The organism is Lacisediminihabitans sp., assembly GCF_036404185.1.
Classification (GTDB): Bacteria; Actinomycetota; Actinomycetes; order Actinomycetales; family Microbacteriaceae; genus Lacisediminihabitans.
The window spans coordinates 1-13640 of sequence record NZ_DASWPB010000182.1; the positions used below are offsets into that span (position 1 = coordinate 1).

General features: G+C 69.3%; 12 protein-coding genes. 9 read left to right on the top strand and 3 right to left on the bottom strand.

The features are described 5' to 3' along the window. The first annotated feature begins 9 nt into the window (after positions 1-9). Together prpB and VGC18_RS13120 are read left to right on the top strand one after the other, a co-directional pair. Positions 10-930 carry a methylisocitrate lyase gene (gene prpB, locus VGC18_RS13115; RefSeq protein WP_331098154.1) on the top strand — a complete coding sequence of 307 codons (921 nt, stop codon included), beginning with the start codon at positions 10-12 and terminating at the stop codon, positions 928-930. Then, positions 927-2066 carry a bifunctional 2-methylcitrate synthase/citrate synthase gene (locus VGC18_RS13120; protein ID WP_331098102.1) on the top strand — a complete coding sequence of 380 codons (1140 nt, stop codon included), beginning with the start codon at positions 927-929 and terminating at the stop codon, positions 2064-2066. The genes prpB and VGC18_RS13120 overlap by 4 nt, the downstream gene beginning before the upstream one ends. Here VGC18_RS13120 and VGC18_RS13125 read toward each other — a convergent pair. Continuing rightward, positions 2063-2821 (bottom strand): MBL fold metallo-hydrolase, encoded by a 759-nt coding sequence (locus tag VGC18_RS13125; protein ID WP_331098104.1) that lies wholly within the window; start codon positions 2819-2821, stop codon positions 2063-2065. The two genes, VGC18_RS13120 and VGC18_RS13125, sit on opposite strands and share 4 nt — an antisense overlap. Positions 2822-2849: 28 nt before the next feature. Next, on the bottom strand, positions 2850-3758 hold the full coding sequence (locus VGC18_RS13130; RefSeq protein ID WP_331098106.1) for a 2-dehydropantoate 2-reductase: 909 nt from the start codon (positions 3756-3758) through the stop codon (positions 2850-2852). A gap of 100 nt (positions 3759-3858) precedes the next feature. On the opposite strand from VGC18_RS13130, the gene VGC18_RS13135 reads away from it, so the two are divergent. Next, positions 3859-4341 (top strand): Lrp/AsnC family transcriptional regulator, encoded by a 483-nt coding sequence (locus tag VGC18_RS13135; RefSeq protein ID WP_331098108.1) that lies wholly within the window; start codon positions 3859-3861, stop codon positions 4339-4341. A gap of 9 nt (positions 4342-4350) precedes the next feature. Here VGC18_RS13135 and VGC18_RS13140 read toward each other — a convergent pair whose 3' ends face one another. Continuing rightward, on the bottom strand, positions 4351-5997 hold the full coding sequence (locus tag VGC18_RS13140) for a dolichyl-phosphate-mannose--protein mannosyltransferase (RefSeq protein WP_331098111.1): 1647 nt from the start codon (positions 5995-5997) through the stop codon (positions 4351-4353). Between the two features lie 56 nt (positions 5998-6053). Here VGC18_RS13140 and rsmI point away from each other — a divergent pair, with 56 nt between their 5' ends. The 6 genes from rsmI (at position 6054) to VGC18_RS13170 (ending at position 13611) form a co-directional block, all read left to right on the top strand. After that, the gene (rsmI, locus tag VGC18_RS13145) at positions 6054-6863 is read left to right on the top strand and encodes a 16S rRNA (cytidine(1402)-2'-O)-methyltransferase (RefSeq protein ID WP_331098113.1); all 810 of its coding nucleotides are present in this window, start codon (positions 6054-6056) and stop codon (positions 6861-6863) included. A gap of 171 nt (positions 6864-7034) precedes the next feature. Next, positions 7035-8987, top strand: coding sequence for a S53 family peptidase (locus tag VGC18_RS13150; protein WP_331098115.1), 1953 nt, complete (start codon positions 7035-7037; stop codon positions 8985-8987). 103 nt (positions 8988-9090) lie between these two features. Then, on the top strand, positions 9091-10668 hold the full coding sequence (gene metG / locus VGC18_RS13155) for a methionine--tRNA ligase (protein ID WP_331098117.1): 1578 nt from the start codon (positions 9091-9093) through the stop codon (positions 10666-10668). Continuing rightward, the gene (locus VGC18_RS13160; RefSeq protein ID WP_331098119.1) at positions 10665-11618 is read left to right on the top strand and encodes a TatD family hydrolase; all 954 of its coding nucleotides are present in this window, start codon (positions 10665-10667) and stop codon (positions 11616-11618) included. Before metG ends, VGC18_RS13160 begins: the two co-directional genes overlap by 4 nt. Positions 11619-11799: 181 nt before the next feature. Next, positions 11800-12642 carry a 16S rRNA (adenine(1518)-N(6)/adenine(1519)-N(6))-dimethyltransferase RsmA gene (gene rsmA / locus VGC18_RS13165; RefSeq protein ID WP_331098121.1) on the top strand — a complete coding sequence of 281 codons (843 nt, stop codon included), beginning with the start codon at positions 11800-11802 and terminating at the stop codon, positions 12640-12642. Between the two features lie 33 nt (positions 12643-12675). Continuing rightward, entirely contained in the window at positions 12676-13611 is a 936-nt protein-coding gene (locus VGC18_RS13170; protein ID WP_331098123.1) for a 4-(cytidine 5'-diphospho)-2-C-methyl-D-erythritol kinase, read from the top strand. Positions 13612-13640: the final 29 nt, after the last annotated feature.

A 13640-nucleotide genomic window follows, 5' to 3' on the forward strand; every position in this document is an offset into this window, starting at 1 on the left:
ACTGTTCTGATGCTCTACACGACGACGACGCCGGCGGCCAAGCGCGCCGCCTTCCGCGCGGAGCTCGCGACCGGAGCGCTGCTGCGCCTTCCCGGGGCCTTCAACCCGCTGAGCGCGCGCCTCATCCAGGACAAGGGCTTCGACGGCGTCTACATCTCCGGCGCGGTCATCGCCGCCGACCTCGGGCTGCCGGACATCGGGCTGACCACGCTGACCGAGGTCGCCCAGCGGGCGAAGCAGATCAGCCGGATGACCGACCTGCCCACGCTCGTGGACGCCGACACCGGATTTGGCGAGCCGATGAACGTCGCGCGCACCGTGCAGGAGCTCGAGGACGCCGGCGTCGCCGGACTGCACATCGAGGACCAGGTCAACCCGAAGCGCTGCGGCCACCTCGACGGCAAGGCGGTGGTCGGTCTCGAGACCGCGACCAAGCGCATCCGGGCGGCCGTGGATGCGCGGCGCGACCCGAACCTGCTGATCATGGCCAGGACGGACATCCGCGCCATCGACGGCCTCGCCGCCGCGATCGACCGGGCGAAGGCGCTCGTGGACGCGGGCGCGGACGCCATCTTCCCGGAGGCGATGGAGGACCTTGCGGAGTTCGAGGCCGTCCGCGCGGCGGTCGAGGTGCCGATCCTCGCCAACATGACGGAGTTCGGCAAGAGTCGCCTGTTCACCACCGACGAGCTGGCTGGTGTCGGCGTCAACGTCGTCATCTACCCCGTCAGCCTGCTGCGCATCGCGATGGGCGCGGCCGAGCGCGGGCTCGAGACGATCACCCGCGAGGGCTCGCTCACGAGCGAGGTCGCGGGCATGCAGACCAGGGCGCGGCTCTACGAGCTGCTCGACTACGAGGGATACACCGCGTTCGACACCTCGGTCTTCACCTTTCCGATTCCGGCACATCCGAGCGAAGGAGCAGAATGAGCGATTCAGCCAGCACCCACCAGGCACCGGCACCGACACCGCACAGGGGACTCGTCGGGGTGGTCGCCGACTACACCGCCGTCTCGCGGGTCAGCACGGAGAGCAACTCGCTCCTCTATCGGGGCTATCCCGTGCAGGAGCTCGCGGCGAGATGCTCCTTCGAGGAGGTCGCCTACCTGCTGTGGCACGGTGAGCTTCCCGACGAGAAGCAGCTCGCGGATTTCGAGACCCTCGAGCGCTCGCTGCGGACCCTGGACGAGCCGACGAGGCGGGTGATCGACGAGCTGCCGCTCACCGCGCATCCGATGGACGTGCTGCGGACCGCCGTCAGCGTCATCGGCGCCAACGATCCCGACGTGATGAACTCGGCACCGGAGGCCAACCTCGCCAAGGGCATGGCCCTGTTCGCGAAGATCCCCGCGATCATCGCCTACGACCAGCGCAGGCGCCACGGCGACGACCTCATCGAGCCGCGGGACGATCTCGGCTACAGTGCGAACTTCCTGCACATGGCCTTCGGCGAGGTGCCCGACCTGGTGGTCGTGAACGCCTTCGACGTGTCCATGATCATGTACGCCGACCACTCGTTCAACGCGTCCACGTTCACCGCGAGGGTCATCACCTCGACCCTCGCCGACCTCTACTCCGCGGTGGTCGGCGCGATCGGTGCGCTCAAGGGACCGCTGCACGGCGGGGCGAACGAGGCCGTCATGCACATCTTCGACGAGATCGGCAGTGCGGATCGGGTGGGCGAATGGCTGGATGCCACGCTCGCCGAGAAGCGCAGGGTCATGGGATTCGGCCATCGGGTCTACAAGAACGGCGACTCCCGTGTTCCGACGATGAAGGCGGCTCTCGACACGCTCATCGAGGAGCACCAGGCGCAGGACCTCCTCGAGCTCTACACGACGCTGGCGACCCAGATGCAGGAGCGCAAGAACATCAAGCCCAACCTCGACTACCCGTCCGGTCCCGCCTACCACCTCATCGGCTTCGACACGGAGACCTTCACCCCGCTGTTCGTCGCCAGCCGCATCGTCGGCTGGACGGCGCACATCATGGAGCAGCTCTCGTCGAACACCCTCATCCGGCCGCTGAGCATGTACAACGGCCATCCGGAGAGGCACCTGGGCTAGCGTTCGGCGAGCACCACCCGCTCGCCGCGCGGAGTCAACACGAGCATCCCGGTTCCCGCGAACGCGGCCCTCAGGTCGTCGCGGCTCTCGCTGAAGTGTTGCCAGTCCTCGGTGTGAAGGCCGACCACGATGCCGGCACCGAGCATCCGGGACGCCGTCACGGCATCCGCGGAGGTGAGGGTCAGTGGCGCGTCGACGGCCGGGATGCGGGCGGCACCGGCGAAGAGCAGGGCGATGTCGATGTCGGGGAAGCGCTCGCCGATCTGGCCGACGAGGGGGAGGGATGCGTTGTCGCCGCTGACGTACACGGTGGGTTCTCCCGGGGCCTCGAGCACGAAGCCGATGACCGGCCCGGTGCGCTGTTCGGAACCGGCCGGACCGTGCAGCGCGGGGACGGCGGTCACCGTGAGACCGCCGATCTCCTGGCTCTCCCAGTCGTCGAGTCCGATGAGGCTGCCGCCGAACAGGTCGGTGGCGGCCTGCTGGGTGCTGAAGGTCGGCACGCCTCCGGCGATCAGCTCGAGGCCCTCGTAGTCGAGGTTGTCCTTGTGGCCGTGGTGGGAGAGCAGCACGAGATCGACCGCGCCCAGCTCCGTCCGGGAGACGCCGGGGCCGCGGGTCTTGACGAGGGTCGTCGTGCCGGGAGCGGAGTAGGTCTGCGGCCCGTCGAAGGTGGGGTCCGTGACGATGCGCAGGCCGGCGTACTCGAGCAGCGCGGTCGGTCCGCCGATGTAGGTGATGGCTGTCGTAGGCATGTCCAGAGCCTAGGAGATCCGATCCCGATTAGCCGAGAAGAGCGGTCGGTTTGAGCGCGGCCAGGAGGCCGTGAACGGTGCGCACGTGCGGCACGGGGACGGCGTGGCGGTCGGCGGCCGCCAGCATCGCGCCGGTCAGATAGGTGTATTCCAGGGCACGCCCGTTGCGCCGGTCCAGCTGCATCGACGTCGCGCCGTTTCGCGGCAGGCGGTCGAGCTGGGCGAGGAGTGAGACCGTCGCATCCTGCGGCATGCCGACCCCTTCCGCCCTCGCCACGTCGACGCCCTCGCTGAGCATCGCCTGGACGATCGGCCGGAGCTCCTCGTCTGCGGTGACCTCCATGGTGCGATCGGTGAGGGTGGTCAGCGGGTTGAGGGCGACGTTCATGATGAGCTTCGACCAGGCCTGCGCCTGGAAGTCGTCGGCGAGACGCACGGGAACGGATGCGCCGACGAGCGCCGCGAACTCCCGGCCGGCAGCCCCGGCCGGCAGGGTGATGCCGGTCGCCTCGCGGCAGATCACGAGGTCGCGGCTCAGCTTCTCCGCGGCGATGTAGACGATGCCGGGAACGACCCGATCCTCCGGGACCCACCGGGCGACGCGCGACGCGTGCCCGATCCCGTTCTGCAGGACGACCACCCTCGTGTTGTCGTCGACGAGCTCTTCCAGCCACACCCCGATGCCGGCGGTGTCCTGGGCCTTCGTGGTGATGACCACCCAGTCGACCGGAGTCATCCGGCTCTCCCGGGTGAGGATCCCGGCATCCACGACCCGTCGTTCGCCGTCGAGCTCGAGGGTCATCCGCTCGGTCGCGGTTCGCCGGCAGAGCATCACGTCGGCGGCACCGGAGAGGGCGTCGGCCATGACCGTTCCGATGGCGCCCGCTCCGACGATCGCGATGCGCGGGCGCGCGGATGCCGGGTCGACGGAGGTCATGTCCCTAGACTCGTTCATGTGGACGCGGTGCGCAAATGAGCCGCCAGAGCTGCGCATTATGCTCAAGAGAGCGTCCGATAGAGGGACGAAGGGGCGCACGATGACAGGTCTCGATTCGGTCGACGCGAGGATCCTGCTGGCGCTCGACGACGACCCGGATGCGACGATCCTCGCCCTGTCCCGCAGGCTCGGGCTCGCGCGGAACACCGTCCACGCGCGCCTGTCCAAGCTGGCGGCGCGCGACCTCCTCGGCAAGCCGAGCAGGCGGATCGATCCGGCCGTGCTCGGATACACGCTCCTGGCCTTCGTCACCCTCTCGATCACGCAGGACGCGCCGGTCGTGACGACCCAGGCGCTCGAGCGCATCCCCGAGGTTCTCGAGGTCCATGCCATCACCGGTCAGGGCGATCTGCTGGCCAGGGTGGTGGCGCGGGACGCGGCGGACCTCTACCGGCTGACGACCAAGATCCTGGAGATCGAGGGGGTCGACCACGCCAGCACGACCCTGGCGATGGTGGAGATCATCCCCAGCCGGATGGGTCCGCTGCTCGAGCGTCACGCCACGGATCCAGCCGCCGGCTGAGCGGGCGGGCTACCGCCAGCCCGGCAGCCAGTAGTGCAGCTGCGCGAAGAAGGTCGGCACCCGCATGCCGGTCCACACCGGGTAGAAGAACGCGCTGACCAGCACCACGAGCACGAGGAACACCGCGGTGAGCCGGATGCCGCTGAGCCGCCGCCAGGACGGGTCGCCCCGTCCGCCGAGGATGAGCCCGATCACGACGACCAGCCCGAGGATCATGTACGGCTCGAAGACGATCGCGTAGAACTGGAAGACCGTGCGCTGCGTGTAGAGCAGCCACGGCACGTAGCCGGCGAGCATCCCCATGAGGATGAGCCCCACCTGCCACTGGCGGTATCGAGCCAGGCGGTAGACGAGGTAGAGGATCGCCGCGGTCGCCGCCCACCACAGGACGGGGTTGGCGATCGAGGTGACGTACTCCGCGCATCCGGAAGCCGAGGCGCAGCCGGCCTGCCCGTTCTGCTGCCCGGCGTAGTAGAAGGCGGTCGGGCGCACGAGGAACAGCCAGGTCAGCGGATTGGCCTGGTACGGATGCGGGGTGTGCTCGTTGATGTTGAACTGGTAGATGGCCTGCTGGTAGTGCCAGAAGCTCTGGACGACGTGGGGGATCCAGGAGAAGGTGCCCGTCACGGCGTTGCCCGGCAGATCGGCCCAGTCGCGGTAGTAGCCGCCGCGGGTGACGAACCACCCCGTCCAGGAGGTCAGATAGGCGGCGAGGGCGATCGGCATGGTGAGCAGGAAGGTGACCGGGCCCTGTTTGAAGACGGTGCCGCTCGACCAGAAGGCGATGCCGGCGCGGCGCCTGGCGAGCGCATCCACGAGCAGGGTGTAGACGGCGAAGGCGGCGAGGAAGTAGACGCCGCTCCACTTGACCGCGCTCGCGAGCCCGAAGAGCAGACCGGCCGAGATCAGCCAGGGCCGAGCCCAGATGGCCGGCCCCCAGTCGATGCTGCGGCCGGACTTCTCGCGGCGCACGAGCCAGGTCTCGAGGCGGCGGGCGCTCTGCGACCGGTCCAGCAGCACCGCCCAGAACCCCAGCAGGCAGAAGATCATCACGAAGTTGTCGAGCAGGCTCGTGCGCGACATGACGATGGCGTGCCCGTCGATGGCGAACAGGAAGCCGGCGATGGTCGCCAGCACGGTCGAGCGGAGCAGCATCCTCGCGATCAGCACGAGCACGAACACCGCGAGGATGCCGACGACGGCCGTGCTGATCCGCCAGCCGACCGTGCTGTCGGCCCCAAAGAGCCGGAAGCCCAGCGAGATGATCCATTTGCCGAGCGGCGGATGCGCGATGAAGGAGCCGTTCGCCGTGTAGACGTCGACGTGGCCGGTGGTGAAGCTCGCATCGGCGCCCGCCGGCCAGGAGCCCTCGTAGCCGAGCCTCATCATGGTGTAGGCGTCTTTGACGTAGAAGGTCTCGTCGAAGACCAGGGAGCGCGGATCCCCCAGCCGCCACAGCCGCAGGACGGCGGCGAGCAGCGTGACGGCGACCGGGCCGCCCCAGTACCAGAGGCGCTGCCGGAGCGGGGTGCGGAGCATCCTGCCCCACCAGGCGTCGATCCGCGTGCCGACCGGATCCGGCCCGGGCTGCTCCCGTGCGCCTTCCGTTCCGTCCGCCGCGACCAGCTCGTCGAAGGTGGTCGCGGGTCTCGTCACAGGTGCAATGCTAACCAGCGATCTTCGGCGAAGGAGATCACTGCGAGGATGGACGGGTGATCATCCTCGCCGCGACCCCGATCGGCAATCTCGGCGACGCCTCGAGGCGGCTCGTGGAGGCCCTGGGCACCGCCAGGATCATCGCCTCCGAGGACACCAGGGTGACCATCCACCTCATGCGCGCTCTCGGCATCGAGAACCGTCCGAGGCTCATCGCCCTGCACGAGCACAACGAGGTAGCCAAGGCGGCCGAGATCGTGGAGCTGGCCCGCGAGGACGACGTGCTCGTGCTGACGGACGCCGGGATGCCCGCCATCAGCGACCCCGGTTTCTCGATCGTCACCGCCGCCGCCGCCGCGGGGGTGACCGTCACCGCCCTCCCCGGGCCGTCCGCGGTCGTCACCGCCCTCGCCCTCTCCGGGCTGCCGACCGACCGCTTCACCTTCGAGGGCTTCCTGCCGCGCAAGGGGCGTCTCGCCCACCTCAGGGCGCTCGCCCGCGAGCCGCGCACCATGGTGTTCTTCGAGTCCCCGAACCGGCTCGCCGAGGCCCTCGCCGACATCGTCACCGCCTTCGGCGCGGACCGCCGGCTCGCCGTCTGCCGGGAGCTGACCAAGCTCTACGAGGAGGTCAGGCGGGGGACGGCGGCCGAGCTCGCCGACTGGGCCGCGGCCGGCGTGAAGGGCGAGATCTGCATCGTCGCGGAGGGCGCCGTCGTGCAGGAGATCGATCTCGGGACGGGCATCGCCCAGGTGCTTGCGCTCGTCGAGACGGGTTCCCGGCTCAAGGACGCCTCGGCGGAGGTCGCCGAGGCGACGGGCCTCGGCCGCCGCGACCTGTACGAGGGGGCGCTCAAGGAGCGCTGACCGACTCCGTCCGACAAATCGGTATACCCCACTTGTGGTGACACCGATGGAGGGGATAACGTCGCTTGCCAACGGGTCGCGCCCGCGGCTCGATGGGGAAGGGGTCGGATGATGATGGTCGCTCGCCGCAGGGCACGGACACACAGGGCACGGACACACACAGCCATCGGAGTGCTCGCGACGGTCGCCGCCGTCATCGGGCTGAGCGTGACGGGGACGACGGCCGCCGTCGCGGCGGATCGGGTGAGCTATCCCGGCTCTCACCCGTCCTGGGCGACGCAGGCCAACGATCAAGGGGCCGCGGCCGACGACGAGACGGTCGAGGGCGAGATCTATCTCCCCCTCCGCGACCCGGCGGGTGCCGAGGCACTCGCCACCGCCGTCTCGACACCGGGACTGCGCGGCTACCGGGCGCCGCTGTCCCCGCAGCAGTGGATCTCCCGGTTCTCGCCGACCCAGGCGGACACCGATGCGGTCGTGGACTTCCTCAAGTCCCAGGGGCTCACCATCACCGCCGTGCCGACGAGCAGGCTGTACGTGGTCTTCCGAGGGACCGCGGCGCAGCTGGAGGGCGGATTCCTCACCGAGCTGCACAGCTACTCCTACGCCGGGACGCGGCTCGTCGCACCGGCATCCGCACCCTCCGTGCCCACCGCCATCGCCCACGCGGTGTCCGGCGTGAGCCTCGACCAGGCCAGGCTGCTCACCCGGCCGGACTCGATCAAGCAGGGCGACCTCGGCACGGAGAAGGATCCGCAGCTGTTCAACCGCAAGGCGGCCGCACCGCCCGTGGTCGACACACCCTGCTCGCAGTACATCGGTCAGCACGTGGTGACCGTCCCGGCGAGCTACAACGGGCAGACCAGGTACAGCACCTACAACTGCGGATACACCCCGGCCCAGTTGCGGTCGGCCTACGGGGTGACGAACCTCGTGAAGTCGGGCACGAACGGCGCGGGGCAGACGGTCGCGATCGTCGACGCCTACGCCTCGCCGAGCATCGTGAAGGACGTCAACACCTACTCGGCGGCGCTCGGCGAGCCGGGGCTCACCGCGGCGACCTACCAGCAGATCGTGCCTGACCCCAGCCGGTTCACCGACCAGGAGGCCTGCCAGGAGCCGAGCGGATGGCAGGGAGAGCAGACGCTCGACGTCGAGGCGGTCCACGGCATCGCTCCTGGCGCGAAGATCCTCTACGTCGGCGGCACCAACTGCGGCGGCGGCCTGGACGTCGCCCTCTCGACGATCCTCGACGGCAAGCTCGCGACCATCGTCAGCAACAGCTACGGCAACCTCGGGGAGGCCATCCCCGACGACGTGCTGAAGGGCGAGGAGAACCTGCACATCCAGGCGGCCGGGGAGGGGATCGGCCTCTACTTCTCCAGCGGGGACAACGGCGACGAGGTGGCGAACCTCGGGTACGCCTCGCCGGACTTCCCGGCATCCTCGCCGTTCGTCACCGCCGTCGGCGGGACCACGCTCGGCATCGACAGGAAGGGGACGATCGCCTTCGAGACCGGCTGGGGCGACACCGTCGACCAGATCGTCAAGGACTCCTCCGGCAGGCTCAGCTACACCGAGCCGCTGCCGGGCACCCGCTTCGCCGGGGGAGCCGGCGGCGGGACGAGCGCCGTCTTCGCCCAGCCGGCCTATCAGCGGGGCATCGTCCCCTCGTCCCTCGCGAAGGGCCACCGGGTGTCACCGGACATCGCGGCGCTCGCCGATCCATACACCGGCTTCCTCATCGGCATCCGTCCGATCGTCGACGATACGACGCTGGCGACCGGCGACTACGGCACGGAGACCTATGGGGGGACCTCGCTCGCCTCGCCGCTCACGGCGGCGCAGATCGCGATCGTCCAGCAGTCGACGCACAGCACCATCGGGTTCGCCAACCCGACGCTCTACGGGATCGACAGGATCCTGCCGCTCTCCTTCCGCGACGTCGTGCCGCAGAACCCGCGGCAGGCCGTGGCCTACACGAGCGCGACGAGCGGCAACAGCTACCTGGTGAGCTTCGATACCGACACCTCGCTCACGACGCAGCGTCGCTACGACGACGTGACCGGCATCGGCGAGGTCTCCTTTACCCTGCTGAGCCTGCTCGCACAGGGCCGGCACTGACGGGTGGTCGACGAGTGGCGGCGGCGCGGGCCGGGAGGTCGGCGCCGCCGCCACCGCGTAACAGGAGCGGAAGCATCCGCCGCGGGCAATTAGGATGTTCCCCATGGCCGCCGGTGAATCCTTCTATATTGCGACGCCCATCTTCTACGTGAACGATGTGCCGCATATCGGCCACGCCTACACGGAGGTCGCGGCGGACGTGCTCGCCCGCTGGCACCGCCAGGCCGGCGACGACACCTGGCTGCTGACCGGCACCGACGAGCACGGCCAGAAGATCCTGCGCACGGCCGTTGCCAACGACACCACGCCGAAGGCCTGGGCGGACAAGCTCGTCGCGGACGCCTGGCAGCCGCTGCTGAAGACCATCAACATCTCCAACGACGACTTCATCCGCACCACGGACGAGCGTCACGAGAAGGCCGTGCTGATCTTCCTGCAGAAGCTCTACGACGACGGCTTCATCTACTCGGGGGAGTACGAGGGCTACTACTGCGTCGGCTGCGAGGAGTACAAGCAGCTCGACGATCTCATGGAGACCCCCGACGGCGACTTCGCCGGCCAGCTGGTCTGCAAGATCCACGGCAGGCCGGTCGAGATCCTCAAGGAGAAGAACTACTTCTTCCGCATGAGCGACTTCCAGCAGAAGCTGCTCGATCTCTACGAGTCGCAGCCGGACTTCATCCAGCCGGAGAGCGTGCGCAACGAGATCATCCAGTTCGTGCGCGGCGGACTCGACGATCTGTCGATCTCCCGCTCCAGCTTCGACTGGGGCATCACGATCCCGTGGGACCACAGCCACGTGCTCTACGTCTGGTTCGACGCCCTGCTCAACTACATCACCGCGATCGGCTACGGCACCGACACCGCCACCTTCGAGCGTCGCTGGCCGGCCGTGCAGCTGGTCGGCAAGGACATCGCGAGGTTCCATGCGGTCATCTGGCCGGCCATGCTCATGGCCGCGGGGCTTCCGGTGCCGCGCAAGGTGTTCGGCCACGGCTGGCTGCTGGTCGGTGGGGAGAAGATGAGCAAGTCCAAGCTCACCGGCATTGCCCCCTCCGAGATCACCGACACCTTCGGCGCCGACGCCTTCCGCTACTACTTCATGCGTGCGATCAGCTTCGGCCAGGACGGCTCGTTCAGCTGGGAGGACCTGTCGGCTCGCTATCAAGCGGAGCTCGCCAACGGGTTCGGCAACCTCGCCTCCCGCGTGATCGCGATGGTGACCCGCTACCGCGGCGGCGCCGTCCCGACGCCCGGGCCGTTCACCGAGGCCGACGAGGCGATCTTCGCGACCGCCAGGCGCGTCACGGCGGAGGCCGACGCGGACGTCGAACGACTCGCCATCCACGACGCCCTGGCGAGCATCTGGACCCTCGTCGACGAGCTGAACGGCTACATCACCATCCAGGAGCCGTGGGCCATCGCGAAGGATCCGGCCAGGGCGGAGCGGCTCGACACCGTGCTGTTCACCGTCGTCCGGGGGCTTGGCACCCTCGCGGTCCTGCTCGCCCCGGTGATCCCGGAGGCCGCGGCGAAGCTGTGGGCCTCGATCGGCGGTCTCGGCGCGCTCTCCGAGCAGGACATCCGCGCGGCGTTCGACTGGGCAGGGGGCCCCGTCGTGACCCCGCTCGCGAGCTCGCTCTTCCCGCGCATCGACCAGTCGGAGTCTCCCGCCGCGTGAGCGATCCCACTCCACACGTCCGGCAGCGCGAGCCTGTCCCCGCCCAGAGGCGCGACCTTAGCTACCCCCCGCTGCCGCCCGCGCTCGTGGTGCCGGTCTACGACAACCACACCCACCTCGAGATCGCGGACGGCGAGCATCCGCTCGACTACCGCGAACAGCTCGACCGCGCCTCGAGCGTCGGGATCCGCGGGGTGGTGCAGGTCGGCGGCGACCTGGAGACCTCGCGCTGGTCCGCCGAGATGGCGGCGAGGGAGCCGCGGATGCTCGCGGCCGTCGCCATCCACCCCAACGAGGCGCCGGTCTACGAGGCGGCGGGAACGCTGGATGCCGCGCTCGCCGAGATCGACGACCTGGCCGCCCGCCCCAGGGTCAGGGCGGTGGGCGAGACCGGCCTCGACTTCTTCCGCACGGAAGAGCCGGGCAGGGCCGCTCAGTTCCGCTCGTTCGAGGCGCACATCGCCATCGCCAAGAAGCACGACATCGCCATGCAGATCCACGACCGGAACGCACACGCCGAGGTCATCGCGACCCTGCGGCGGGTCGGCGCTCCGGAGAAGACCGTCTTCCACTGCTTCTCCGGCGATGCCGACATGGCGCGCCTCTGCGCCGACAACGGGTGGTATCTCTCCTTCGCCGGGACCGTGACCTTCAAGAACGCGGGCAACCTGCGCGAGGCCCTCGAGATCGTGCCGCGAAGCCAGATCCTGGTCGAGACGGATGCGCCCTACCTCGCTCCGGTGCCCTACCGCGGCCGCCCGAACGCGCCGTACCTCATCCCGCACACGCTCCGCTTCATGGCCGACCACCTCGGCACCGACGTCTCGATGCTCGCGGCGCAGATCTCCTCGAACACCGAACTCGTCTACGGCAGCTGGGACGCCGAGCCCGTCAGCCAGGAGCTGGGTTCGCCGTACGACGAGGCCATCGACTCCGCGGACCTGGCCTGATGCGCATCCTCTTCCCGCTCGTGGCGGGAGAACCGTCCTGGCGGCGGGACATCCATCCTCTCGCGGCGGGTAAGAATGCTCGCGGCGGGAGTTGTAACTCCCTCCGCGACACCGTTTCTCCCGCCACCGGGTTGGGTTGGAGCGGGGCGGCCGCGTGGATGCCAGGGGCCGGGGCGACGCGATGACCGAACCGGCGAAGCTGCTCGGGCCGGCGGAGATCCGCGACCTGGCCGACCTGCTGGGCATCCAGCCGACCAAGAAACTCGGCCAGAACTTCGTCATCGACCCGAACACCGTGCGCAGGATCGTCAAGGCCGCGGGGGCGGGGGCGGGCGAGACCGTGGTGGAGATCGGTCCGGGACTCGGCTCGCTCACCCTGGGACTGCTCGAGACCGGCGCATCCGTCGTCGCCGTCGAGATCGACAACCGGCTGGCCGCGCAGCTGCCGGTCACCGTTGGACTGTTCCATCCGGATGCGCCGCTCACCGTCATCACGGCCGACGCGATGGGGATCACCGACCTGCCCGGCGCCCCGACCAGGCTCGTCGCGAACCTGCCGTACAACATCTCCGTGCCGGTGCTGCTGCACTTCCTCGAGCACTTCCCGTCGCTGGCCTCCGGACTGGTCATGGTGCAGGCGGAGGTCGGCCAGCGGATCGCCGCCGCGCCCGGCTCCAAGGTCTACGGCGGCCCGAGCATCAAGGCCGCCTGGTACGGCGACTGGCGAACCGCCGGACAGGTGAGCAGACAGGTCTTCTGGCCGGTCCCCAACGTCGACTCCATCCTCGTCCGGTTCGATCGCCACGAGCAGCCGGGCACGGAGGAGGAACGCCTCGCCACCTTCGCCCTCGTCGATGCCGCATTCCAGCAGCGGCGGAAGATGCTGCGGCAGTCGCTGTCCGTCGTCCTCGGCGACAGCACGACGGCATCCGCCCGGCTCGAGGCCGCCGGCATCCCGGCCACCGCCAGGGGCGAGGAGCTCACGGTCGGCCAGTTCCTCGGCATCGCCCGCTCTATCACATAAAGGGCACTGAGGTGTGTCGGCTAGGTTGGAGTCATGACCAGCCCGGCGGCTTCGAAGGTGGTGCACGCGCGGGCACCAGGCAAGATCAACGTCTTCCTCAAGGTCGGCGCCCGCCTCGACGACGGCTATCACGATGTGGCGACGGCCTACCAGGCGGTCTCGCTCGCCGAGAACGTGCGGGCATCGGCGGCCGACGATTTCTCCGTGCACTTCTCCGGTCCGATCGACACCTCCGACCTCGTGACGGATGGCTCGAATCTCGCCATCAAGGCGGCCACGCTCCTGGCGCGGAAGACCGGTTATCGCGGGGGTGTGCACCTCGAGATCGAGAAGAACGTGCCCATCGCGGGCGGAATGGGCGGCGGGTCGGCGGATGCCGCGGCCACCCTTCTCGCCTGCGACACGCTCTGGGGGACGGAGCTCAGCCGCGAGGACCTGCTCGAGCTGGCAACCCAGCTGGGCTCCGACGTCCCGTTCGCCTTCACCGGGGGCACCGCGATCGGGACCGGCCGAGGCGACCAGCTCAGCCCCGCGCTCGCCAAGGGGCAGTTCCAGTGGGTGCTCGCCCTCGCCGACTTCGGGATGAGCACGCCGGAGGTCTACAGCGAGCTCGACCGCCACCGCGAACGGCATCGGCAGGACATCTTCCCCGCCCAGCTGCAGCCCCAGGTGGACACGAACGTCCTCCAGGCGCTCCGGGCCGGCGATCCGCACATGCTCGCCGAGGTGCTGCACAACGACCTGCAGGCGCCGGCGCTGCACCTCGAGCCCGAACTCGCGGAGGTCATCGAGCTCGGCGAGGAGCACGGGGCGCTGGCCGGGATGGTCTCCGGCTCCGGCCCGACGGTCGCCTTCCTCGCGGCCGATCTCGACAGCGCCCTGGAGCTGCAGATCGTCCTGAGCGCCGCGAGGCTCCGGGTGGTGCGGGCGCAGGGGCCCGTGCACGGCGCCCGCATCATCGGCGACTGAATCCGCCGACTCCGGGGCATTTCCCGGAT

What these genes read in the sequence shown, in the direction of transcription:
- prpB (WP_331098154.1), top strand. Translation starts at nt 10, where the DNA reads ATGCTCTACACGACGACGACGCCGGCGGCCAAGCGCGCCGCCTTCCGC.
- VGC18_RS13120 (WP_331098102.1), top strand. Translation starts at nt 927, where the DNA reads ATGAGCGATTCAGCCAGCACCCACCAGGCACCGGCACCGACACCGCAC.
- VGC18_RS13125 (WP_331098104.1), bottom strand. Translation starts at nt 2,821, where the DNA reads ATGCCTACGACAGCCATCACCTACATCGGCGGACCGACCGCGCTGCTC.
- VGC18_RS13130 (WP_331098106.1), bottom strand. Translation starts at nt 3,758, where the DNA reads ATGACCTCCGTCGACCCGGCATCCGCGCGCCCGCGCATCGCGATCGTC.
- VGC18_RS13135 (WP_331098108.1), top strand. Translation starts at nt 3,859, where the DNA reads ATGACAGGTCTCGATTCGGTCGACGCGAGGATCCTGCTGGCGCTCGAC.
- metG (WP_331098117.1), top strand. Translation starts at nt 9,091, where the DNA reads ATGGCCGCCGGTGAATCCTTCTATATTGCGACGCCCATCTTCTACGTG.
- rsmA (WP_331098121.1), top strand. Translation starts at nt 11,800, where the DNA reads ATGACCGAACCGGCGAAGCTGCTCGGGCCGGCGGAGATCCGCGACCTG.
- VGC18_RS13170 (WP_331098123.1), top strand. Translation starts at nt 12,676, where the DNA reads ATGACCAGCCCGGCGGCTTCGAAGGTGGTGCACGCGCGGGCACCAGGC.